The following is a 23420-nucleotide window of genomic DNA, read 5'->3' as shown; positions in this document are numbered from 1 at the left end:
GACTTACTTAAAGTGAAGAAATGTTTCTAAGTTTCTCTTTACCTTTTAAATGTATCAACAAAGCTTGAATTGCAGAAGGATTAACACCTGAGATTCTCGAAGCTTGCCCAACTGTAATCGGTTTAATGTGCGTTAGTTTTTCTCTTTCTTCATTTGAAAATCCAGTAACTTTGTGAAAATTGAAGTTATCAGGAATTTTAAAATTTTCAAGTCTTTGAGATTGTTCAACTAATTCGTTTTGTCTTTTAATATAGCCTTCGTACTTAACTGCAATTTCAACCTTCTCGATTACTTGACCATCTGCATTAATTTCAGCGTCAAACGTTTTTAAATTTTCAAAAACAATTTCTTCTCTTCTTAACAGCTCTTCAAGAGTAGTTGGCTTAACAATGCGCGGCGTATCAATTGCGTCGAGTTTTTTTAAATTCTCTTCATTAGGAACAATCACTGTAGATTTTAGTTTCTGTCTCATTTCATCAAACTCAGTTTGCACCTTTTCGTATGCTTCAAACTCACGATCTGAAACCAGACCAAGCCGCTTACCTTCAGACAAAAGTCTTTCAAGTGTATTATCTTCTCTTAATAAAAGTCGATATTCTGCCCTAGACGTAAACATTCGGTAGGGTTCTTGAGTTCCCTTTGTAACGAGATCATCGATCAGTACACCTAGATAGGCTTGGTCTCGTCTAAGAATCATAGATTCTTTTTCAAGAATTTTCTGTGCAGCATTCACACCTGCCCAAAAGCCCTGGCCCGCGGCCTCTTCATAACCGCTGGTCCCGTTCACTTGACCTGCAAGAAAAAGATTTTCAATGGCTTTTGTTTCAAGAGTTTTTTGAAGCTGTGTTGGATGAATAAAATCATATTCAACAGCATAACCGGGGCGAATGATTTCAACATTTTCTAAACCGGGAATTGTTCTTAAAAAATCATACTGCACATCAACGGGCAAACTTGTAGACATCCCTTGAACATAAATCAAATCAGAATCAAGCCCTTCGGGTTCTAAAAAAGTTTGATGCCTATCTTTGTCTGCAAAGCGCACAACTTTATCTTCAATGCTCGGGCAATACCTTGGTCCAACACCTTCGATGAGTCCGCAATAAAGAGGGGATCGATCAAGGTTCTTACGAATAATTTCATGGGTTTTTTCATTCGTATAAGAAAGAAAACATTCTATTTGTGGAAGATTAAGACCCGCAGTCTTTCGACTAAATGGATAAAATGTTTTGTCCCCTGGTTGTGGAGTGGTTTTACTCCAATCAATACTTCTTTTATGAAGTCTTGCCGGTGTACCGGTTTTAAGTCGCGTTACCGTAAACCCTAATTCCTTAAGATGTTCACTAAGCCCGATACTTGCTTTATCACCAGCGCGTCCGCCGCTTTCTTGTTTTAATCCAACGTGCATTACGCCATTCATAAAAGTACCAGTCGTAATCACCGTGGCTTTAGCAAAAATGGTTTCGTTTTTTTCTGTAATAATACCAACACATTTTGAACCATCAAGGGCGAGACGTTTTACTTCGGCTTGAAGTGAAAATAAATTTTGTGTTGAGAAAATTACATCTTTCATAAATTGAGAATAAAGCGACTTATCACATTGTGATCTAGATGCCCTTACTGCGGGGCCTTTTTTTGTATTAAGTCGTTTAAATTGTATGGTCGCTTTGTCAGTATTAACGCCCATTTCTCCACCTAAAGCGTCTATTTCTCGAACAATGTGACCCTTTGCAAGGCCCCCAACAGCTGGGTTACATGACATGTAAGCAATATGATCAATGTTAGTAGTAATAATCGCAGTTTTTAAACCAAGCCGTGCACTCGCAAGAGCTGCTTCACAACCCGCGTGTCCTGCACCAACTACAATTACATCAAATTGATTTGAACTCATCGTCATTTACCAATGCAAAATTGTTTAAAGACTTGATCCATAACATCGTCTCCAACATTTTTGCCCAAGAGCGATTGAGTTTTTAAAAGCGCTTCTTTTAATTCAAACGCAATAAATTCAGGAGATGCATTTTCTCGCATCAGTGAACTTGCTTTACTCATGTGCGTAAGCGCACCTTCTAATGCTTCTTTTTGTCTTTGTGTTGAGACTACTGAATTCATTTCTGAATTAGATGATTGATGAATGAGAGAGAGTAATTTGTTTTTTAATTCATCAATTCCATTTTCTGTGACTGCGGAAGTTTTAACAGTCGGAAATTCTAACAGCCCAGACTTTTCTAATTCTTGAGAAATTTCTAATCCTTTTAAATCTGCTTTGTTAAAACAAATGATCGCATTTTTTGAACCAATATTTTTGAGATGTTCAATGTCTTCGTTTTGTAGACCAACAGTTGCGTCGGCGATATACAAAACTAAATCAGAAGAAGTCATTTCATCTAAAGACCTTTGAATGCCTTCTTTTTCGATAGAATTATCTGATTGTCTTAAACCAGCTGTATCAATTGCCTTAAAAAGATATCCGTCTAATGAAAACTCAGCTTCAATTGTATCTCGTGTGGTGCCCGGAAGATCGGCCACAATACTTCTTTTTTTGCCCAACAATGAATTCATAAGACTTGATTTGCCAACGTTAGGCTTACCAATAATAGCCATGCGAAGCCCGCTGGTCACAACTTGAGTTGAGACATATGATTTAAGAAGTTGCTTTGTAATATCTAAACTTTTTTCTAAACGTTGATTCATTTCAACCAAGGATACGGGTTGAATATCTTCTGTCGTAAAATCAATTGAAGCCTCTAGATTTGCCAAAAGATAAATCAGCTCTGCTTCAATGTGAGTTGCTTTTTCAGACAATGCGCCTTGAATATTTTTTAACGCAAGGGCTGCGGCTCTTGGTGATTTTGCAGAAATAATTTCTAAGACACTTTCTGCTTGAGATAAATCAAGTCTCCCGTTCATTACGGCTCGATAAGTAAATTCACCCGGGCGAGCAAGTCTTGCGCCAGCATCAAGTGTTGCATTTAAAACAAGCTCTGTTACTTGAACCCCACCGTGGCAAATAATATCAGCCGCGGCTTCGCCAGTATACCCACGCCCTTGAGTGAAATTAACAACGACAACTTCATCAACAGGTTCTTGTGTCCGTGGGTTTTTCCAAACTCCAAAACTTGCGGTGTGAGATTCTTGTACTTTGAATTGTTTGCTCGCGAAACAACGGGCTAATATTTCAGGCGTGTGAAGCCCAGAGACTCTGATGATCCCTAGAGCTCCAACACCTTTCGCCGTTCCGATGGCTGCAATTGTTTCGTTATCACCCAACATTTACAACTCGTATTGAGCTCTATTATTTTGGGTTGGATTAGCTCCCGCTCGTACCAAGGTGATTTTAATTTTCTTACAAAACCCTTCACCAATACTTTGTGATTTTACACGGCCATCAAGAGCTAAATGCCTGTGTACAATTTTTCTATCACGAGGGGCAAGTGCACGAACGTATGAAGGTTGACCCTTATCAATAACCACTTCTTTAAGTTTATCTGCTAAATCTTTTAACTCTAATGCTGAGGTTGCCATAAAACCCTCGCTATCAACGAGCAAATCAATTTTTTTATCAGCAAAACGATGTTGGAGCATTCTCTTGATAAAGACTTGAAAAGAATCAAGCAACAACCCATCTTTTGAAGTAAGTAGTTTTGCATCATCGCCAGAGAAGTTTACAAGAAAACCCTCTTCGGTTTCCTCGACTTCATAACTAAGATTAAATCCGCCGTGGTCAAGAACTCCGTCTAAGGTTTTTTGAATTGCCTCTTCAGGTGAACCGCCGCTCTTGCCTATTCCGAATAATTTGGTAAAAAAATTGGCCATTAATCTTTCCTTTCTAAATTTATACGCGCCGTACAACCACTTGATTGTTTCCCGCACGGTCACTCATCATTGACATTTGTTGGATAATTCCAAAAAGTGTACTTATAAAAATATACAAAGTTAATCCGCTAGGAACGCTCAACATAATGAATGCAAAAAACACTGGCATAATGAGCATTATCTTAGCTTGTGTGGGATCCATCGTATTGGGAGTCATTTTTTGTTGAATGAACATCACAATACCCATGAGCACGGGCAATACATAATAAGGATCTTTTTGGCTCAAATCATGGATCCATCCATAAAAGGGCGCATGATAAAGCTCAATTGAGTTTTGTAAAACCTGATAAAGTGCCCAAAAAATCGGAAGCTGTAAAAGCATTGGTATACAACCACCCATGGGGTTTACTTTATTTTCTCGCATGAGTTTAAGCATTTCTTGATTTAATAACTGTGTGTTGTCTTTATGTACTTCTTTAAGCCTTGCGATTTCAGGTTGAATCTTTTGCATTGATTGCATTGATTTGTAAGACACGTAAGTGAAAGGAAATGTAACAAGCCTTACAAGTATTGTTAGTGCAATGATTGCTAATCCCCAATTTTGAAAAACAGTATAAAACCATCTCATTAATTGAAGAAGTGGAATCGCAATCCAAGAGAACATTCCAAAATCTACAAGCTCTGTAGCTTGTTTATCAACCTGACCAAGTTCAGTTAATGCTTTTGGACCAGCATATAGATCAAGATCATATGTCAGTGTATTTGAGGGTTCTAAAACCGGATAACTTAAACGAAGCACTGAATTATTTTGCGCTCTAAACTCTTGAGCTTCGGGCAAAACAGGAGCGCGATTAAATAACAGAGCTGTAAAATAGCGAGTCCCTAATGCTGCAAAATGTGTTTGTTCATATTTGTTTTCAGGCGCTTCATCAGGAGATACCACATCACGTGCGTGTTTTGATCCGTGACTAATAAAATATTCTCTAATCTCTGCTCCTGAACCTGGAGTCAAAAACGACATCGCTTTATTAGGAAGTGACGCCTCTAATGGTGATGAATCAACTAAATCAACATTAACCCTTTTAACGCCATCAAGCTTACCTTGCACTTCAATGCGTGCTTTAACCACATATTTATCTGGGTTCATGGTTAAGGTTTTCTTAATTACGGCATTTTGTGTCTTACCAACCAATTCAACTTTTTCTGTAGAGATTGGATTAATTGTATATTCAAGGTTTGAAGGAATCGAATTACCACCATCAATACTTGTTAGTAAAACTCCGGGCAATTCAGGCGAAATGATAGTGATCATTTTACCTGCGCCATCAGTATATTTTTTTAATTGAACTTCAGATACTCGCCCGCCAAAACTTGAGACAACCACGCGCCAAAAATCATTTTCGTATGTCCATTTTTTTTCAATTCCTGTGGATTTAGTAAAAACAGGAATACTAATGTTTGCAGCCGTTGGAGATGTTGGCGCTCCGGGTGCTTGAGCTATGCCAGCATTTTGCGGTGCTGCTGGCTGTTGAGGAGCCGCTTGATTTGTAGCTTGCGGGCCCATGATGTGTGGATATTTTTTTTGTAAGTGTTGTTGCCAGCTCCACCAAATGCCCATGCAGAGAATAATGATGATGATCGTTTTTCCATCAAAGGGTGATTTTTGTTCCATGATCTCTTTCTCCAGCTTTATTCGTCACCAAGGGCTCATAACCATATCCGCCCCAGGGGTGGCAACGACTCAACCGTTTCGTAGTTAAAAAAAGGCCTCTTAAAAAACCAAACGCAGAAAAAGCATCACGCGCGTAACAGCTACAAGAGGGTGTGAAGCGACATCGACCACCAAATAGACCTGCAAAAACGTATCTATAAATGTCGATTAAAACGATGGCCATATTACTTAAAATTTTTGATAACAAATTGAAGTGCTTGGTTGAGTTGTGCTTGAAATTCTTTAAACTGAACACTTTTATATACTTCCTTTTTCATTCTCTTGTTCCCGACATAAACATGGAGGTCCAAGGATTCATTAAGCGCAGAAAGATCCGTATTTCTGTAAAATTCACGACTCCATCGCTTGAATTGATTTCGAATAACCGCTGTCCCAGTAACTTTTGGAACAGTGAACCCGAAGCGATGACTGGCTAACCCGTTGGATCTTGCATAGAGCGCCAGCATTGGCCTTCGAACGCTAAAGCCTTTGTACGTTTTAAGGTAGTCGGCTCTTTTTCGAAGGTGTCGTTTTGGAATTTCTTTATTTTGCGCTAATTGTTGGGGCAAGACGTTTGCGCCCTTTTGCTCGACGACGGCTTAATACAGCACGACCATTTTTAGTGGCCATTCTTACTAAAAAACCATGTGTTCTTATACGTTTACGTCTGCTTGGTTGAAATGTGCGTTTCATGACTAAATCCTCTTAACTGCGATTACGACAATATTATTTACGTCTCAAAAACAAAATGAACCGAAGGATGCAGATAAAACCATGTTTCCCTTGGGTTTGTCAAGGATGTGACCATAGCCTCTCAAAGCTTATAGCCGCTTATCCACATTCCAGACGCTTCTTGAAAGTTATCCACAATTCTGTTACGAACCATCTCAACTAAGGGGATGTGTCGATAATGATATCGCATAACGAACTATGGGAAAAGGTTCACTCCGTTCTAAGAAGTAATACCAATGAGCGCCAATATAATACGTGGCTAGAAACAACATCACTTGAAGCTATCGACGAGACTGCTGTAGGTAAAACTCTTAAAATCGGCGTGCCCGGCCCTATCTATAAAGATTGGATTTACGCCAATTTCATGCCCGATCTTGAAAAAGCGGTGTCTTCTCAAGTGGCTCCGCCTTTTCGTATTGAATTAGTTGTCTGTTTAAAACCAGAAACTGAAGACGAAGAAGTCCCTCAACAAGTTGTTTCTCTTCAAGAACTTCAAAAAACAAAGCCTCCAGAAGAAACTGGTATCCCAAGACGAGATATTTTAAATCCTGAATACACCTTTAGTACATTTGTCGTTGGGCAAGGAAATCAATTTGCACACGCAGCTTGTCATTCAATTTCTGAAAAACCTGGAAAAAACGTAAACCCACTCTTTGTATGCGGCCCATCAGGAACAGGAAAAACACATCTTCTTAATGCCGTGGGAAATGCTGTTCGAGAAAAGTATCCGCACATGAGAATTTGTTATGTTTCTGGTGAGCGCTTTTTAAATGATGTCGTTACAGGCATTCGCCACAATCAGATGGATAAATTCAGACAACGTTATCGTGAACGTTATGATTTTTTAATTGTGGATGATATCCACGTCATTGCTCGCACAAACTCCACACAAGAAGAGTTCTTTTATACATTTAATGCTTTTCACGACGCTGGAAAACAAGTCGTTGTAGCAAGTGATAAATTGCCACGCGAAATGGATGGCTTAGAAGACCGTATTCGCACTCGTTTAGAGTGGGGATTAACTGTGGATATCCACCCACCAGATATTGAAACTAGAATGGCTATCCTTCGTTATAAGGCTGAAAGGACTGGGGTTTTTATTCCAGACGATGTTATTGGTCTTATCGCACAAATATCAAAAAAGAGTGTTCGTGAACTTGAGGGTAATCTTGCAACCATTCGTATGTATTCAGAGCTTAGAGGTGTTGCGGTTACTGCAGATTTAGCTAAAGAGGTTTTTGCGGCTACACTTCAACAGCAAAAAAAGGGGCTTACAATCGATGAGCTTCAGCGCATTGTGGCTGAGAATTTTAGTCTGACCGCGCGTGACCTAAAATCAGAAACCCGGGTGAAGACAGTTGTTCGTCCACGCCAAATTGCTATGTACTTGGCGCGTAAACATTTAGGGCTTGGTTATGCTGAGATCGGCCGAGCGTTTGGAAATCGAGATCATACGACCGTTTTACATGCCGAAGAGAAGGTTTCAACTTTGCTTCTAGATGATTTTGATTTCAAGAGTAATGTCAATCGCTTAGAAACCCTTATAAACAATTCACAATGGAACCTTTTGTGAGTTGTGAATAAGCATGTGAATAAGCTTTGTGGAAAACTTTTATGAAAAGTTCTACACAAAAATAGAGCTCTTAAATTGTTATATTAGTTTTTACTTATGCGATTTTTTTATGTAGTTTTCAGTGTTTAAATGAATTTGGAGTTTTCCACAGCAACTACTACTACTACTAGTTTTTTTATTAACATCTAATAGTAATATAAGAGAGGCCAAAAAGGCATGAAGTTCGAGATTCAAAAAAGTGATTTTCTTAATCTTCTTCAAAAGACACAAAATATCATCGAGAAAAGAAATACGATGCCTATTTTGTCAAACGCACTATTAGTTGCAGAAAAAGGTAAAGTTTCAATTTTTGCAACTGATCTTGAGGTAAGTATAAAAGATGAAGTAAGTGCAAATGTTGAAGTTGAAGGTAAAGTAGCGGTAAGTGCTAAAAATCTTTTTGATCTAGTAAAAGAACTTTCAGACAATACAGTTCAGGTTTTAAAGAAAAGTAATAACTGGGTAGAGCTAAAAAATAAAAAAGCTGTTTTTAATATTGTTGGTTCTGCAGCTGATGAATTTCCTGCATTCCCGCAATACGAAACAAAAGATTTCGTACGTGTTCAAGGTCAAATCCTTCACGATATGATTGAAAAGACAATTTACTCAGTGAGTAATGACGAAACTCGTTATCACCTTAATGGAGTATATTTTGAAAGAACAACAAGCGACAGTGGAACAAGTTTTAGAATGGTCGCCACTGATGGACATCGTTTAAGTTTGATTGATAAAAAAGTAGAAGTATCACTTCCCGGAAATAAAGCTGCAGAGGGAGTTATTATCCCCAAAAAAGGTCTCCATGAATTGAGAAAACTTCTTGATGGTGCAGAAGGTACATTAGAGATGGCCTTTGAAGGATCACATCTTGTAGTTAAGAGAGAAAATACAGTTTTATTAATTCGATTAATCGATGGCAAATATCCTAATTATCAACAATTAATTCCTGCTAGATTACTTAAACGAATTGCAGTTTCAAGAAATGAACTACTTTCAAGTTTGCGTAGAGTATCTTTACTTTCAAATCAAAAAAGTAAAGGCATCACACTTTCAATTACAAAAAACGTAATGGAAATTTATTCTAACAATCCTGAAATTGGTGATGCAAAAGAAGAGATTGATGTTCGTTATAACGGCGATTCAATGAAAATTGGTTTTAATGCAAAATATCTCATGGATATTTTAAATAATATTCAAGACGAAGAAGTTGATATTGAACTTAACGATCAACTCTCCCCTGGAATTTTGAGGCCGGCTAACGATGCAAGCTATACTTGTGTTGTAATGCCGATGCGCATTTAAATAAGTAGTGCGCGTAGATCGACTTAGCTTTCGCCAATTCCGAAATATTACTGAAATTGATTTTACACCTGGGCCTGTTCTTAATTATTTTGTTGGGGATAATGCTCAAGGTAAGACAAGTATAATTGAGGGAATTTTCCACATATCCACATTGAGAAGTTTTCGTACGGCAACAACTCTTGATCTTATTCAACGAGGCCATGAGTCTGCTCAACTTGAAGCCCATGTTTCTTCTATTTCAGGTAAAACTAGTCAAAAAAATTTAAAAGTTCGCTTATCAAAGGGGCACCGGCAACTCACGTTAAATGAAAAACAAGTGTCACCGAGTAAGTTTGTAGGACAAGTAAGAACAGTCGTTTTTAGCCCAGAAAGTTTGGGAGCTATAAAATTTGGACCGGATTTAAGAAGAGAACTGGTTGACCAAGCGGTCTATCAAATATCTTCAGAGGCTCCGTTAGCGTTTACCCGATTTTCAAAAGCACTGCGCCAAAGAAATGCCTGTCTGAAACAAATTAAGATGGGTCTGATAGTTCCTAATAAAGGCCGTGGGATCTTAGAAAGTCTTGATGCGGGGTTTTTACAGGCTGCTACTGAAATCACTTTTTTAAGACTTAGATTTTTAGATACGATTTTACCCCATGCGCAAGAAACACTTTCGCTGATTATGGGCGAAAAATGTTCTTTAGAGTTTGCCTATGAAAGCCATGATGAGCCCTGGAAAGAACGAAATTTAGAAGCGATTCATCAAAGATTAAAAGATGAAATTTTAGATTCATCGCGGCGTATAAGTGAGGAGGCTTTGGGGGTGACTTTGACGGGCCCCCACCGCCATGATTTAAGTTTCTTATTTAATGGGAATGACTCTCGAATTTTCTGTTCACAAGGTCAACAAAGAGCCTTAATTTTGTCTTTCAAAATAGCTGAGATCGTGTATCATGGGAAGGCTTTTGAGTCTTATCCACTACTACTTTTAGACGATGTTTTAAGTGAGTTTGATGAAAAAAAAAGGCGCTTTCTCGTCGATTTTTTACGAGCTCACAATGCGCAGACTTTTTTAACGACAACAGATCATACACAGGTGCTACAGGGGTGTTCAGTATTTCACGTAGAGGCGGGTCGGTTAAAAACCTAACATGGCCTGAAACTGATAGACCTAAGAGATTAAAGGAAGAAATAAAATGGCAAATACAGAGCCCAAACCTAATTCTTACTCAGCGGACTCAATTAAAGTCCTTGAAGGTTTAGAGGCTGTACGAAAACGACCGGGTATGTATATCGGCGATACTTCAGCGCGCGGTCTTCATCATCTAGTTTATGAACTTGTTGATAACTCAATTGATGAAGCACTTGCTGGTCACTGTAAAAATATCGAAGTAATAATTCATGCTGATAATTCTATTTCTTGTGAAGATGATGGTCGTGGCATTCCAGTAGATATGCATAAAGGTGAAGGTGTTTCTGCAGCACAAGTTGTTTTAACAGTACTTCATGCAGGCGGAAAATTTGATTCAGATACTTATAAAGTTTCAGGTGGTCTACATGGTGTTGGTGCGAGTGTTGTAAACGCACTTTCTGAAGTTTTAAATTTAGAAATCAAACGCGATGGCAAGGTTTGGAAACAGCAATATAAAATTGGTGTCCCTCAAGCGCCATTAAAATCAGTAGGCACAACTGATAAAACAGGAACCAAAATCACCTTCAAGCCTGATTCAACTATTTTTACAGTACTTGAATATAATCAAGATACTTTATCAAATCGCCTCCGTGAACTTGCGTTTTTAAATGCAGGAATTAAAATTATTCTCAAAGACGAGCGAACTGCAAAGTCTACAGAGTTTTTTTACGAAGGTGGGATTAGAGAGTTCGTAGAATTTATTAATAAATCAAAAACAAAACTTCATAATCCACCGATATTTTTTAGCGGAACAAAAGATGGTGTAGAAGTTGAAATTTGTATGCAGTGGAATGATTCTTATTCAGAATCAATTTTTACTTATTGCAACAACATCAACACAATTGAAGGTGGAACACATCTTATTGGTTTTAAAACTTCAATCACACGAAGCATGAATAGTTATGCTCAAAAAGCAAACTTACTTAAAGACATTAAAGAATCTCTTGAGGGTGATGACATTCGTGAAGGATTAGCAGCTGTTGTAAGTGTTAAAGTTCCTCAACCGCAATTTGAAGGTCAAACAAAAACAAAACTTGGTAACAGCGAGGTCAAAGGTCTTGTTGAAGCGCTTGTAAATGACAAGTTCTCAGATTTTTTAGATCGCAATCCTGGAATCGCACGAACAATTACGCAAAAGTGTGTCGACTCAGCTCGTGCACGTATGGCTGCTAGAAAAGCACGTGAACTCACGCGAAGAAAATCTGCATTAGATGGTGGTAGCTTGCCAGGTAAAATGGCTGATTGCCAAGAGCGTGACCCAGCACTTTGTGAATTATATTTGGTTGAGGGTGATTCAGCCGGCGGTTCTGCAAAACAAGGACGTAATAGAAAAAACCAAGCTGTCCTTCCTTTAAAAGGTAAAATTTTAAACGTTGAAAAAGCGCGATTTGATAAAATGTTATCTAACGAAGAGATTAAAATGCTCATCTCGGCAATGGGCACAGGAATTGGTAAAGAAGATTTTTCTATCGATAAAATTAGATATCATAAAGTTGTAATTATGACTGACGCCGACGTTGACGGATCTCATATTCGTACACTTCTTTTGACTTTCTTTTATCGGCAAATGCCTGAAATTGTTGAGCGCGGTTATCTCTACATTGCGCAACCACCCTTGTTTAAAGTTAAAAAAGGTTCAAATGAACGTTATATTAAAAACGAAGTTGAACTCACCGATTATCTTTTAAGTGCGGGTCTTGAAGACGTCACAATTAAATCAGCTAAAATCGCAATTGATAAAAAGACGTTAAAAACCATAACTACAAAAATTCAGAAATTCGAAAGACTTTTAAAGGCACTTTCAGCACTCTATGACAAAGATGCGCTTTACTACATGGTGAGTGATGGTTGGGATTCACAAGGTGTGCTTGCTAATAAAGTAAAACTTGATAGCTCACTTTTAAAAATGAAAACCGATCTACTTAAAACTGCACCGGGTTTAACGGATTTTAATTATAAAGTGATCGAAGATAAAGAACACAGCTGTTCAAAAGTTGAAATCGCCACCGTTAGAAATGCGGTCAATATGATTACAACAGTTGATAGTGAACTTTTAGAATCACCAGAGTTTCTTGAAATGAGAAATCTTTGGAAGTCATTTGTGGAATTCTCTCCACTCCCCGTCAAAGTTAAAATGAAAGAAACAGAATCAGAATTTGAAAGTTATCTTGATTTTGGAAAATACCTCATCACTGAAAGTAAGCGCGGACAATACATTCAGCGTTACAAAGGATTAGGTGAGATGAATCCTGAACAGCTTTGGGAAACCACACTTGACCCTGATCGAAGAACTTTATTGCAGGTCACAATAGAAGATGCTGTGGCCTCCGATGCAATTTTTAGCGTGCTCATGGGCGATGCCGTTGAGCCACGTAGAAAATTTATTGAAGACAATGCGCTTCAAGTAAAAGAATTAGACATTTAATCGGTTTTTAAGAGGACGCGATGGACGATAAAACTCCCGTAAGGACAAATGTAGTTCCAATAAATATCGAAACAGAAATGCGCAGTGCATATCTTCAGTATTCGATGAGCGTTATCGTAGGCCGAGCACTACCAGATGTGCGCGATGGTCTAAAGCCCGTTCACAGACGTGTTTTATTTGGAATGTGGGAACACGGAAATCTTCATAACAAACCTTTTAAAAAATCTGCCCGTATCGTGGGCGAGGTAATGGGTAAATATCATCCCCATGGTGACTCCGCAATTTACGATACAATTGTTCGTATGGCGCAAGATTTTTCAATGCGTTACCCCCTCGTTGACGGCCAAGGTAACTTCGGCTCTATCGACGGCGATTCTGCAGCAGCTATGCGGTACACAGAAATTCGCATGACCAAGTTTGCCGAAGAAATTTTATCTGATATCGATAAAGAGACTGTAGATTTTGGCCCCAACTATGACGACACATTAGAAGTTCCATTTGTTTTGCCAGCTAAAGTCCCAACACTTCTTGTAAATGGTAGCTCTGGTATTGCTGTTGGTATGGCGACCAATATTCCTCCACATAATTTGACTGAGGTTATTGACGGCTGTTTAGCTTTAATTGAAGAGCCAAATTTACCAATTGAAAATTTGCTTAAAATTATTCCTGGCCCAGATTTTCCAACATCAGGTTACATCACAGGAAAAAAGGGCATCCGCCAAGCCTACACAACAGGCAAAGGTATTATCAGCATGCGCGCAGCTGCTGAAATAGAAGAGCGTAAGGGCGATCGAGAACAAATTATTGTAACAGAACTTCCTTACATGGTTAATAAAGCAAAACTTATTGAAGATATCGCCAATCAAGTGCGAGATAAAAAAATCGAAGGTATTTCAGATATTCGCGATGAAAGTTCACGCGAAGGTATGCGCATGGTCATCGAGATTAAAAAAGGTGATGCTGCAAACGTTGTATTAAATCGTCTGTTTAAACATACCCAACTTCAAACAACATTTGGAATTATCATGTTGGCACTTGATAATGGCCAACCTAAAATTTTTGATCTCAAAGGAATGCTCAAAGCTTTTGTTGCTCATCGCCGTGAGGTTGTGGTTCGACGAAGTATTTTTGAACTTAAAAAAGCCCAAGAGCGCGCTCATATTTTAGAGGGGTTAAAACTAGCACTCGAAAGTATTGATGAAGTCATTGCCGCAATTAAAAAATCAAAAAATGCTGAAGAAGCACGCATTGCCTTAAAAGCGGGTTTTAAATTTTCAGAAGTACAAGCCAATGCTATTTTAGAAATGAGATTACAACGCCTCACGGGTCTCGAGAGAGATAAGATCATCGCTGAATATAAAGAGGTTTTAGAATTCATTAAAAAGATCAAAGAAATCTTGGGCGATGAAAAACTTATTTTCGGAATCGTTCGTGATGAACTTGTTGATATCAAAAACAGATTTGGCGATAAAAGACGCACAAAAATTATTGCTGAAGCTGAAGAGCTTGAAGACGAGGATCTCATTGAAGATCAAGAGATGGTCGTTACGATCACTCACACAGGATACATCAAGAGAAACCCCATTGATCTTTATCGTAGTCAAAAACGCGGTGGTAAAGGTACAAAGGGAATGGAAACAAGAGAAGAAGATTTTGTTACAAGCCTTTTTGTTACAAGTACACACAGTCTTCTTTTGTGCTTCACCGATAAAGGCAAGGTTTATAGCGTGAAAGTTCATGCGCTTCCCCTAGCTTCTCGAGCTGCAAAAGGAAAAGCCATTGCCAACGTTTTAAATCTTGGTAACAACGAAAAAATTAAAGCCATTTTACCAATCAGAAATCTTGCTGAGGGTGGAAACGTTGTTATGGTCACGAAAAAAGGGATCATCAAAAAAACCGAGCTTGAACAATTTGCAAATATTCGCAACAACGGAATTATCGCTGTCACTACTGATCTTGATGACGAACTTATTGACGCTAAATTGTCTGATGGAAAATCAGATATATTTCTCTCAACGTCTGAGGGTATGTCGATTCGCTTTGATGAAACAGAAGTTAGAGCCATGGGGCGCGCTGCACGGGGCGTAAAAGGCATTAATGTAGGTAAAGACGACAGTGTTGTCGGTATGGAAATTTTTAATAAAGACAACAAAGGTACTGTACTCGCTGTTACTTCAAACGGTTACGGCAAGCGAACTACAATTGATGAGTACCGCACACAAAGTCGCGGTGGCGTTGGAATCATCACTCAAAAAACTACTGATAAAGTGGGAGTCGTGATTGGAACCAGAATGGTCAAAGACGAAGATGATTTAATGCTGATCACTGACGGTGGTCAGGTCATTCGTATGCCATGTAGAAACATTTCTGTTATTGGTCGTAATACACAGGGTGTGAGACTTCTAAAAGTTGATGTGAGCGAAAAAGTGGTAAGTCTTGCTCCGGTTATCGAAGATCAAGAAGAAGAAGATGAAACTACGGCGGGACACGCCTGATATAAATGTTAGCAAAAGTAAAAAAACACAGGGCATTGATTGCGGGACTTGGAGTTATCATCGCCCTTGCAGTTGTTCTTTTTTTACCAAAAATTTCTTTAGAAAAACGCCTTCTTTCTTCTGCAAAAAACTTTCAAAAAAACAGGCATTGGCAAGAAGCCGCTGAAGAGTACGAGCGCGCCGTTAAGTATGCTCCTGATTCACCCACGGGCATTGAAGCAGCTCGCCTTGGTGCCGGTGTTTGTCTCTATGATTTAAAAAACTATGAAAAGGCTGTGTTTTTTTTCAGGCATTTGGTTTTACATAGTCAAAAAAGTACAGAAATTAAATGGGCACAACAAAAATTGGCCGAAGTATTTTATGAAAAGATAAACAATTACACCCAAGCCATTATTGAATATCAAAGACTTCTTCAGGCGGCTCCCTCTAAAGAAGAGGCCGCTGATTATCGATTAAGATTGGGCCGCTCGTATTATTATCTCGCAAATTTTGATCAAGCCATTTCAGAGGTGAATGAGTTTTTAAACAACAATCCCCAGGATCCAAAAGTCTTTGAAATGATGATGCTCAAGGCAGATTCCTATTTAGCTTTAAAAAAGATAGATGACGCCGTGGCCATATATGACCAAATCGAAAAACAATTTGCCTCCAATGAAGAGCTTTTTAGAGTGAAATTAAATAAATCATTGGCCTATGAAGATAAAAAAGATTGGGATAATGCGGTTCAAGAGCTTGAAGAAATCAAAAATACATATCCACACCCTGATGTTATTGAGTTAAAAATAAAAAGCATCTTAAGGCGTAAAGCTCGAAAGCGAGAGTAAGGTTTTGACTAAAACTTACGGAGTAATCATTTTAAGCGTCACGGAACTGGCTGTAACTGTACTTGTACTTTTATGGTTGGGGAGTCTCGCCGATACGCATTTTGATGCGGGAAGCCTATATACTTCAATTGGGGCTGTGGCGGGTTGTATTTTGGGCTTTATACGCCTTATTGTTCGTCTTAAAGCCCTCATGAATGACGATAATGCCCAGTCTTAAGGGCGTTTTTAAAACCCAAGCACTTATGGTTGCAGTATGTGGAATCATCTTGTTTTTTGTTGATGCATCTCAGATTTTTGGCTTTTTAGCAGGGGCTTTTTTAATAACATTGAACTTTGCCCTACTTTCTCTGCTTTGGCGGCGCATTTTGGATAAAAAACCTGTTGCTATAACAATTGGTATCTTGGTAACTAAATACGCGATTTTAGGTTTGCTTCTTTATTATTACATAATGGAATTAAAGCTATCTTTAGTGCCTCTTTTTGTAGGCATAGCAAGTTTAGTTGGAAGCTTTCTTATTACTGGGCTACAAACTGCAATATCGGATAAAAGGATATAAATGCATTTTACTTGGTTTCATCTTATTCCAGGCCTCGAACACTACCCCGACCATGTTTTAACGGCGGGTTTTTGCACTCTCGCAATTTCAGCGCTTTCATTGCTGGCATATTCGGTTGCTGGGGTTCCAGAGGCGGCATTGGTTCCGGCTCAAAAATTCACATTGCGAAATATGTTTGAAGTTATTGTTGAAGCTCTCACTGGTTTTGTAGATTCAGTTTTGGGCCACGGCAGTGAAAAGTATGTTCCAATAATCGGAGCACTTTTTATTTATGTTTTTCTAAATAATATTTTCGGATTATTTCCCGGTATTAACCCGGCGACAGATAATTTAAATACAACTTTAGCTTGCGGACTTTTTGTTTTTATTTTGTATAACGCACTTGGCGTTAAAGAAAGTGGCCTTGCTTATTTTAAACATTTTTTGGGGCCCTTAATTTGGCTGGCCCCACTGATGCTTCCCATTGAATTAATATCTCATGCTGTAAGGCCTATGAGTTTGGGTTTGCGTCTTTTCGGAAACATGACCGGTGACCATACGGTTTTGACGATTTTCTTAAATCTAGTGCCAGTTGGCGTTCCGATGGTGTTTTATCTTTTGGGTATGTTTGTTTGCTTTGTGCAAGCGTTTGTATTTTCACTTTTGTCGATGGTCTATATTCAAATGGCCACGGCGCATGATCACTAATTGAGGAGGATCTCACCTATGAAGAATTTTTTTCGTCTAAGTTTCATCAGCGCATTGACGCTTCTTGCATCTGTACCGGCTCTCGCTGAGGAAGTAGCTGGCGGAAAAGGTGGCGGTCTTTATGCCATTGGCGCAGCACTCGCTATCGGTATTGCTGCTTTTGGTGGTGCTATTGGCCAAGGTAAAGCTGCAGCAGCGGCACTTGACGGTATTGCTCGCAATCCAGCGGCTCAAGGGAAAATTTTTGTTCCCATGATCATTGGTTTGGCTCTTATCGAGTCATTAGTAATTTACGCGCTCATCATCGCGTTTAACTTATCAGGTAAAGCTTAAAACTTAGTTGGGGCGGTACTTTTTAAGTAAAGTGATAAGTCCCAGCGGTAGTAATAAAAGTAATAATGATCCGGTGGGGTAATCTATTTGGCGTGAGCTAGAGAGGTTGCATCCACCGTTTTTATTTGTAGCAGGTGCTGAACTTGTGGGTTGAGTTAGTTGTGATGATGATTGCGAATTTGACCCGCCATTATTTCCAGATGAACCATTATTAGAACTAGAACTCGGTGTTGTTGTTTGTGCTAATCTTACGGCGTTATATAAATTAAGCCGGGGGTAATCGAACTCTTTACCACCAGATGTACGAACATGAACCATGTCGCCTGAGAGTTTTAGAATAGAAAGTACATCGGCCGGAGTTAAGTTAGAGTTTATGCTTAATATAAGTGCTGCGGCTCCTGCGACATAAGGTGCTGACATGCTTGTTCCAATAAAATTTCCGTACATTCCCTGTGATCTTGGAAGCGTTGATAAAATGGGGTCTTCCATATTTCCGAAGGCATCAAATCCTTTTCCGCCAGGGGCAATAATATCAACGCGAGTGCCCCAGTTACTAAAGCTTGCAATTTGATCGTTTGAATCACTAGCGCCCACTGTAATAACACCTGGAATTGATGCGGGTGTGAATGAACTGCTGTCAAGATTGCTGTTTCCTGCGGCCGCTACAATAGTAACGCCATTATCAATTGCGTATTTGATGGCATCTAATTCAGCGGAAGTTGGTGTTCCTTTACGGCCCCAACTACAATTAATAACGCGCGCACCATTATTAACAGCATAGTAAATTGTTTTTAAAAGATCTGACCCATCAGTTATTCCATCTAAATTATTTTTAAATCCTTTTAAGGCCATGAGTTTAATACCGGGAGCAGTTCCTGCAATACCTGTGAAATTAGAGGTTGCGGCCCCGACAATGCCAGCGACATGTGTGCCATGACTGTGGCTTCGACTTGTTGGTGGGGGCATAGGTTGGCCGTTATCTTCAGCTAAGTCGCAACCATGAATGTCATCAATACAACCATTTCGATCATCATCAATGCCGTTGTTGGGAGTTTCATCGGGATTTATCCACATATTCACATTGAGATCTTCGTGAAGATAATCAACGCCTGTGTCTGAAATGCCGACGATGACATCGTTTTTACCCTTGGTGATTTGCCAAGCTTGAGGGGCTTTGATTTTTTCTAATGCCCACTGCTGTAAATACATGGGGTCGTTCGGTGGTGTGCTCGCTGGGGAATTTACATTAAATAAATGCAAACGACAGTCTTGTTCTACGGTTTCAATATCAAGGTGTGATTGAAGAAAAGCTAAATCAAAAATATTTTTTGTTTTAATCACTAAGGTGTGTGGTGGTGATGATGGATTTACGGACTTATTATCCACAAAGGAATTTTGAATTTTTATATTCTTGGGGCTAAAAATATTTTGAAAAGAAAGAGTGCGATTTTTAAGATCATTTTCTATACGGCTTATTTGAATGTTTTGTAGACTCTTAGCGCTAAGGCTTTGATTGGGTACAATGGTTGATACTTTTTTAAGGCGAATGATGTATTGATTTGGAATTTGATCCGCAGGAAGACACTGAGCCTTTAATTGAAGGCTTGATAGTGTGCAGAATAAAAAAAGTAACAACGATCGAAACACGCATCTCCCTTAATACAAGTCCAAGGTCTTGCTATTACTTTTGTCGGTATGACGAAGGGAGATATTGAAAACATCTTTGATTTCAAGTGGCTAACTTATGGTGGTGATTAGAAGTTGTACGAAATATCCAAAATTAAACTAGTCCTAAGTAGGTCTAGAGGGTTTTGGTGGCCGTGCTAAGTGGTGTTGATTTGTTAGACGTTGGGAGTAAAACTTTTTTCAAGAAATGCCCTGTATAACTATCTTTATTGCTGGCGACTTCTTCAGGTGTACCAGTTGCGACGACATAACCCCCGCCGCTTCCCCCGTCTGGCCCAAGATCAATAATGTGATCAGCAACTTTTGCTACATCTAAATTATGCTCAATTACAATTACAGTGTTTCCTTGATCAACAAGTGCTTGAAGAATATCTAATAATTTTCTTACATCATCAAAGTGAAGCCCGGTAGTTGGTTCATCAAGTATATAGAGAGTGCGACCTGTGCTTCGTTTTGAGAGTTCTTTACTCAACTTTATTCTTTGCGCTTCACCACCACTTAATGTTGTGGAGCTTTGACCAAGGCCAATGTAACCCAAACCAACACTATAAAGTGTGGCGAGTTTTTGTTTTATCGAAGGAATTTTATCAAAGAAAGGAAGTGCTTCGTCAACATCCATTGCTAATACTTCGGCGATATTTTTATTTTTATATTTTACCTCTAAAGTTTCGCGATTATATCGACGACCTTGGCAAGTATCACACTGAACGTAAACATTTGGCAAAAAATGCATTTCAATTTTAATAAGACCATCACCCTCACAGGCCTCGCAACGCCCGCCTTTGACATTAAAGCTATAGCGGCCAGCCTTGTAACCTCTCATTTTTGAATCAGGAAGCTGAGCAAATAAATCGCGAACAAGTGTGAATAGGCCGGTGTAAGTTGCGGGGTTTGATCTGGGTGTGCGACCAATCGGGCTTTGATCAATATCAATCACTTTATCGAGTTGATCAATGCCAGTTAAAGAATCATACGCAGATGGCGTGGCTGAGCTGTTGTAAAAATGTTTGCTTAGCGCTTTATAAAAAGTGTCAATGATGAGTGTTGATTTTCCGCTACCACTAACACCTGTTATGACATTTAGTGTTCCTAAATTAATTGTAAGATCGACTTTTTTAAGATTATTTCCTGTGGCACCTTTTAAAACAATAGACTTCCCAATACCAAGTCTTCGAGACTTTGGTATTTCAATCTTCTCTCTGCCACTTAAAAATGCGCCCGTGAGGCTTTCTTTGTTTTTAATAATGTCTTTAAGTGTGCCATTTGCAATGAGGGCCCCACCATTTTTACCAGCACCAGGGCCAAGATCAATAATGTGATCAGCAGATCTGATAGTTTCATCATCATGTTCAACAAGTAAGACGGTGTTCCCCAGTTCACAAAGATCTCTTAGTGTTCTCAGAAGTCTTGCGTGATCTCTGGGGTGAAGGCCAATGCTTGGTTCATCAAGAACATAAAGCACTCCAATGAGTGAGGACCCGATTTGAGTTGCAAGTCTAATACGCTGGCTTTCGCCACCACTGAGTGTGCGACTGGGTCTATCAAGTGAGAGATAATCAACTCCAACGTGAGATAAAAAATCAAGTCTCTCTAAAATTTCTTTTCTTACTTTCTCTGCAATTTCTTTTTCTCGAGAAGAAAACTTTAAAGACAATAAAAATTCTTTTAAATCTTTTGATGTAAGCCGGCTGAGGTGAACTATGTTTTTCCCCCCTAGTAAAACATGTAGGGGCTCTTTTTTAAGACGATCCCCGTGGCATTCAGTGCACGGCTTTGCCTCTTCGTAGTCTTCTTCTTTCCATTCCCAGTCATACTGAGGTTGTTTGATTCCAAGGCCATTACAACTTGCACAAGCACCCCTAGGATTATTGAAGCTAAAAATTCTCGGTTCAATTTCTGGATAACTTACGCCACAATTTACACAGGCATTCATTGAGCTAAGGTTTATAAATTCTTTTTTATCAACAACTTCAACTTTAGCAAGCCCCTCAGTCATTCTAAGAGCTGTTTCAAGGCCCTCACTCAATCTTGAAAGGGCTGTGTCTTTTAAAATAAGACGATCAATAAAAAGATCAATGTCATGCACTTTGTTTTTTTCAAGCTTCTTGGCATTGGCAAGCTCAAGTACAGTGCCGTCAATACGTACACGAACAAAGCCAAGCTTCATCCATTTTTTAAATTCTGCTAAGTACTCACCTTTTTTACCGCGGATCATAGGAGCTAAAATATGAATCTTTGTATTGTCAGGAAGTTCTTTGATTCGTGCGACCATTTGGTCAACGGTTTGACTTGAGATTAATCGATTGCAATTATAACAGTGAGGCTGACCAACGCGAGCAAAGAGCAAACGAAGATAATCATAAATTTCAGTGACCGTACCTACTGTTGAGCGCGGGTTTGTACTTGTTGTTTTTTGCTCAATACTAATCGCAGGAGAAAGGCCTGTAATTGAATCAACATCAGGTTTTTTAAGTTGTTCTAAAAATTGTCGCGCATAACTTGAAAGACTCTCAACATAACGCCTTTGACCTTCGGCATAGATGGTGTCAAAAGCGAGCGATGATTTTCCGCTACCGCTGAGCCCTGTAATTACTGTAATTTTATTTCGCGGAATATCTACGTTGATGTTTTTAAGATTGTGCTCGCGCGCTCCACGAACTAAAATATCTGAATCAGTAACAAAGTCGTCTTCGGGCTGTATCACAAAAGACTCTTTAGGGCTCCCTCAACAAGTTGTCGAATTTCTTTAAGTCTTGTTGGAGACGTTGCTTCAAAGCGACAAACAATTACTGGTTGAGTATTACTTGAGCGAACAAGTGCAAACCCGTCATCAAATGAAATGCGGATACCGTCAATTTCATTAACAATGTACGGCGGTCTACAAAACTGCTTTCGCATTTCTTCAACAATTGAGCGTTTTTTTACTTCGGTTGTATCGATTCTAATTTCAGGAGTAGAAAACGCGGGTGGCAAACCTTCTAAAAGTTGAGGTATGTTTTTGCCCGTTTGAGAAAGTATCTCGATTAGTCTTGCGCCAGCATAGATGGCGTCATCATAGCCATAATTGCGATCAGCAAAAAATACATGCCCACTCATTTCGCCAGAAAACAATGAGCCCATTTCTTTCATCTTACTTTTAATTAAGCTGTGACCTGTTTTATACATCACAGCCTTACCTTTGTGAGCTTCAATATCTTTATAAAGTCGATCAGAGCATTTCACATCACCGATGATCGCTGTTCCCGGAAACTTCGCAAGCACAGACCGTGAGAAAATAACCATGAGCTCATCACCATATAGAAGGCGGCCGGTGTGATCCATAACGCCAATGCGATCAGCATCACCGTCAAAGCCTATTCCACACACAGCGCCCGTTTCAATAACGCGTTTTTTTAAATGCGTGAGATTAGCTTCGATAGTTGGGTCGGGGTGATGGTTAGGAAATCTTCCGTCAGGCTCTTCAAATAAAATTTCACAAGTGATGCCGAGTTTATCAAAAAGTTTTCTGGTAATAACTCCCGCAGCACCGTTACCGCAATCAACAACAACTTTTACGGGGTTTCCCATTTTAAAATCATTACTGTAGCGCTCGACATACGAAGTAAAGATAGGTTGAATTTTTACAGTGCCCTCTGTAGCGGGTTTGATAAAATCTTTTTCTAATATTATTTTTTTAAGCTTTTGAATTTCGTCGCCAAAAATTGTGGACTTACCTAGGCTGATTTTAAAACCATTATAATCAGGTGGGTTATGACTGCCTGTAATCATAATTGCGCCACTAATAGGAAGTGTAAACGTACTGAAATATGAAAGGGGTGTTGTGATGAGTCCGAGATTTAAAACATTCACACCAGAACTTGTAAGGCCCTTACAAAGAAACTCACAAATATTCGTTGAAGAAAGTCTAGCATCGTAACCAACAGAAATTTGGGAAGGTGCTTTGACATTGTTTTGTTTCAAGTATGTGGCGTAAGCTTTTCCTAAGATCGCTGCAAATTGCGGGTCAAAATCTTTATCCACCACACCGCGAATGTCATATTCTCTAAAAATTTCTTCATTCATCATATTA

20 protein-coding genes are annotated in these 23420 nt (G+C 39.1%); 10 read left to right on the top strand and 10 right to left on the bottom strand.

From position 1 onward, the window contains the following. Window positions 1-7: 7 nt before the first annotated feature. From mnmG to rpmH, 7 genes are read right to left on the bottom strand one after another with little or no spacing between them, the layout of a single operon-like run. Window positions 8-1891, bottom strand: a complete 1884-nt coding sequence (gene mnmG, locus SGI74_07280; protein ID MDZ4677300.1) for a tRNA uridine-5-carboxymethylaminomethyl(34) synthesis enzyme MnmG — start codon at window positions 1889-1891, stop codon at window positions 8-10. 2 nt (window positions 1892-1893) lie between these two features. Next, window positions 1894-3273 carry a tRNA uridine-5-carboxymethylaminomethyl(34) synthesis GTPase MnmE gene (mnmE, locus tag SGI74_07275; protein ID MDZ4677299.1) on the bottom strand — a complete coding sequence of 460 codons (1380 nt, stop codon included), beginning with the start codon at window positions 3271-3273 and terminating at the stop codon, window positions 1894-1896. Further along, window positions 3274-3816, bottom strand: a complete 543-nt coding sequence (locus SGI74_07270; protein MDZ4677298.1) for a hypothetical protein — start codon at window positions 3814-3816, stop codon at window positions 3274-3276. A gap of 19 nt (window positions 3817-3835) precedes the next feature. Beyond that, window positions 3836-5488, bottom strand: coding sequence for a membrane protein insertase YidC (gene yidC, locus SGI74_07265; GenBank protein ID MDZ4677297.1), 1653 nt, complete (start codon window positions 5486-5488; stop codon window positions 3836-3838). Continuing rightward, the gene (gene yidD, locus SGI74_07260; protein MDZ4677296.1) at window positions 5466-5711 is read right to left on the bottom strand and encodes a membrane protein insertion efficiency factor YidD; all 246 of its coding nucleotides are present in this window, start codon (window positions 5709-5711) and stop codon (window positions 5466-5468) included. The genes yidC and yidD overlap by 23 nt, the downstream gene beginning before the upstream one ends. A gap of 1 nt (window position 5712) precedes the next feature. After that, complete coding sequence (locus tag SGI74_07255) at window positions 5713-6096, bottom strand: ribonuclease P protein component (protein ID MDZ4677295.1); 384 nt, start codon at window positions 6094-6096, stop codon at window positions 5713-5715. Beyond that, entirely contained in the window at window positions 6071-6220 is a 150-nt protein-coding gene (rpmH, locus tag SGI74_07250) for a 50S ribosomal protein L34 (protein ID MDZ4677294.1), read from the bottom strand. The genes SGI74_07255 and rpmH overlap by 26 nt, the downstream gene beginning before the upstream one ends. A 217-nt stretch (window positions 6221-6437) precedes the next feature. On the opposite strand from rpmH, the gene dnaA reads away from it, so the two are divergent. The 10 genes from dnaA (at window position 6438) to SGI74_07200 (ending at window position 17665) form a co-directional block, all read left to right on the top strand. Then, window positions 6438-7832 (top strand): chromosomal replication initiator protein DnaA, encoded by a 1395-nt coding sequence (gene dnaA / locus SGI74_07245; GenBank protein MDZ4677293.1) that lies wholly within the window; start codon window positions 6438-6440, stop codon window positions 7830-7832. A gap of 216 nt (window positions 7833-8048) precedes the next feature. Next, window positions 8049-9170: a DNA polymerase III subunit beta gene (dnaN, locus tag SGI74_07240; GenBank protein ID MDZ4677292.1), complete on the top strand. Its 1122-nt coding sequence runs from the start codon at window positions 8049-8051 to the stop codon at window positions 9168-9170. 7 nt (window positions 9171-9177) lie between these two features. Beyond that, window positions 9178-10302 carry a DNA replication and repair protein RecF gene (gene recF / locus SGI74_07235; GenBank protein ID MDZ4677291.1) on the top strand — a complete coding sequence of 375 codons (1125 nt, stop codon included), beginning with the start codon at window positions 9178-9180 and terminating at the stop codon, window positions 10300-10302. 46 nt (window positions 10303-10348) lie between these two features. Then, window positions 10349-12769, top strand: a complete 2421-nt coding sequence (gyrB, locus tag SGI74_07230) for a DNA topoisomerase (ATP-hydrolyzing) subunit B (GenBank protein ID MDZ4677290.1) — start codon at window positions 10349-10351, stop codon at window positions 12767-12769. 20 nt (window positions 12770-12789) lie between these two features. After that, a complete protein-coding gene (gene gyrA / locus SGI74_07225; GenBank protein MDZ4677289.1) occupies window positions 12790-15264 on the top strand; it encodes a DNA gyrase subunit A in 2475 nt (824 codons plus the stop codon). Window positions 15265-15269: 5 nt separating this feature from the next. Beyond that, on the top strand, window positions 15270-16088 hold the full coding sequence (locus SGI74_07220; GenBank protein MDZ4677288.1) for a tetratricopeptide repeat protein: 819 nt from the start codon (window positions 15270-15272) through the stop codon (window positions 16086-16088). Window positions 16089-16092: 4 nt separating this feature from the next. Next, window positions 16093-16305 carry a hypothetical protein gene (locus SGI74_07215; protein ID MDZ4677287.1) on the top strand — a complete coding sequence of 71 codons (213 nt, stop codon included), beginning with the start codon at window positions 16093-16095 and terminating at the stop codon, window positions 16303-16305. Continuing rightward, window positions 16292-16645 carry an ATP synthase subunit I gene (locus SGI74_07210; GenBank protein MDZ4677286.1) on the top strand — a complete coding sequence of 118 codons (354 nt, stop codon included), beginning with the start codon at window positions 16292-16294 and terminating at the stop codon, window positions 16643-16645. The genes SGI74_07215 and SGI74_07210 overlap by 14 nt, the downstream gene beginning before the upstream one ends. After that, window positions 16646-17332: a F0F1 ATP synthase subunit A gene (gene atpB, locus SGI74_07205; GenBank protein MDZ4677285.1), complete on the top strand. Its 687-nt coding sequence runs from the start codon at window positions 16646-16648 to the stop codon at window positions 17330-17332. Window positions 17333-17350: 18 nt separating this feature from the next. Further along, window positions 17351-17665: an ATP synthase F0 subunit C gene (locus SGI74_07200; protein ID MDZ4677284.1), complete on the top strand. Its 315-nt coding sequence runs from the start codon at window positions 17351-17353 to the stop codon at window positions 17663-17665. 3 nt (window positions 17666-17668) lie between these two features. On the opposite strand, the gene SGI74_07195 is transcribed toward SGI74_07200, so the two are convergent. From SGI74_07195 to SGI74_07185, 3 genes are all read right to left on the bottom strand, one after another. After that, window positions 17669-19312, bottom strand: a complete 1644-nt coding sequence (locus SGI74_07195; GenBank protein ID MDZ4677283.1) for a S8 family peptidase — start codon at window positions 19310-19312, stop codon at window positions 17669-17671. A 154-nt stretch (window positions 19313-19466) separates the two neighbouring features. Beyond that, the gene (uvrA, locus tag SGI74_07190; protein MDZ4677282.1) at window positions 19467-22055 is read right to left on the bottom strand and encodes an excinuclease ABC subunit UvrA; all 2589 of its coding nucleotides are present in this window, start codon (window positions 22053-22055) and stop codon (window positions 19467-19469) included. Beyond that, window positions 22052-23416 carry a phosphomannomutase/phosphoglucomutase gene (locus tag SGI74_07185; protein ID MDZ4677281.1) on the bottom strand — a complete coding sequence of 455 codons (1365 nt, stop codon included), beginning with the start codon at window positions 23414-23416 and terminating at the stop codon, window positions 22052-22054. Before SGI74_07185 ends, uvrA begins: the two co-directional genes overlap by 4 nt. Window positions 23417-23420 lie beyond the last annotated feature (4 nt).

It is taken from the genome of Oligoflexia bacterium, assembly GCA_034439615.1.
Classification (GTDB): domain Bacteria; phylum Bdellovibrionota; class Bdellovibrionia; order JABDDW01; family JABDDW01; genus JAWXAT01.
This window is presented reverse-complemented; position numbering and strand designations above follow the sequence as displayed.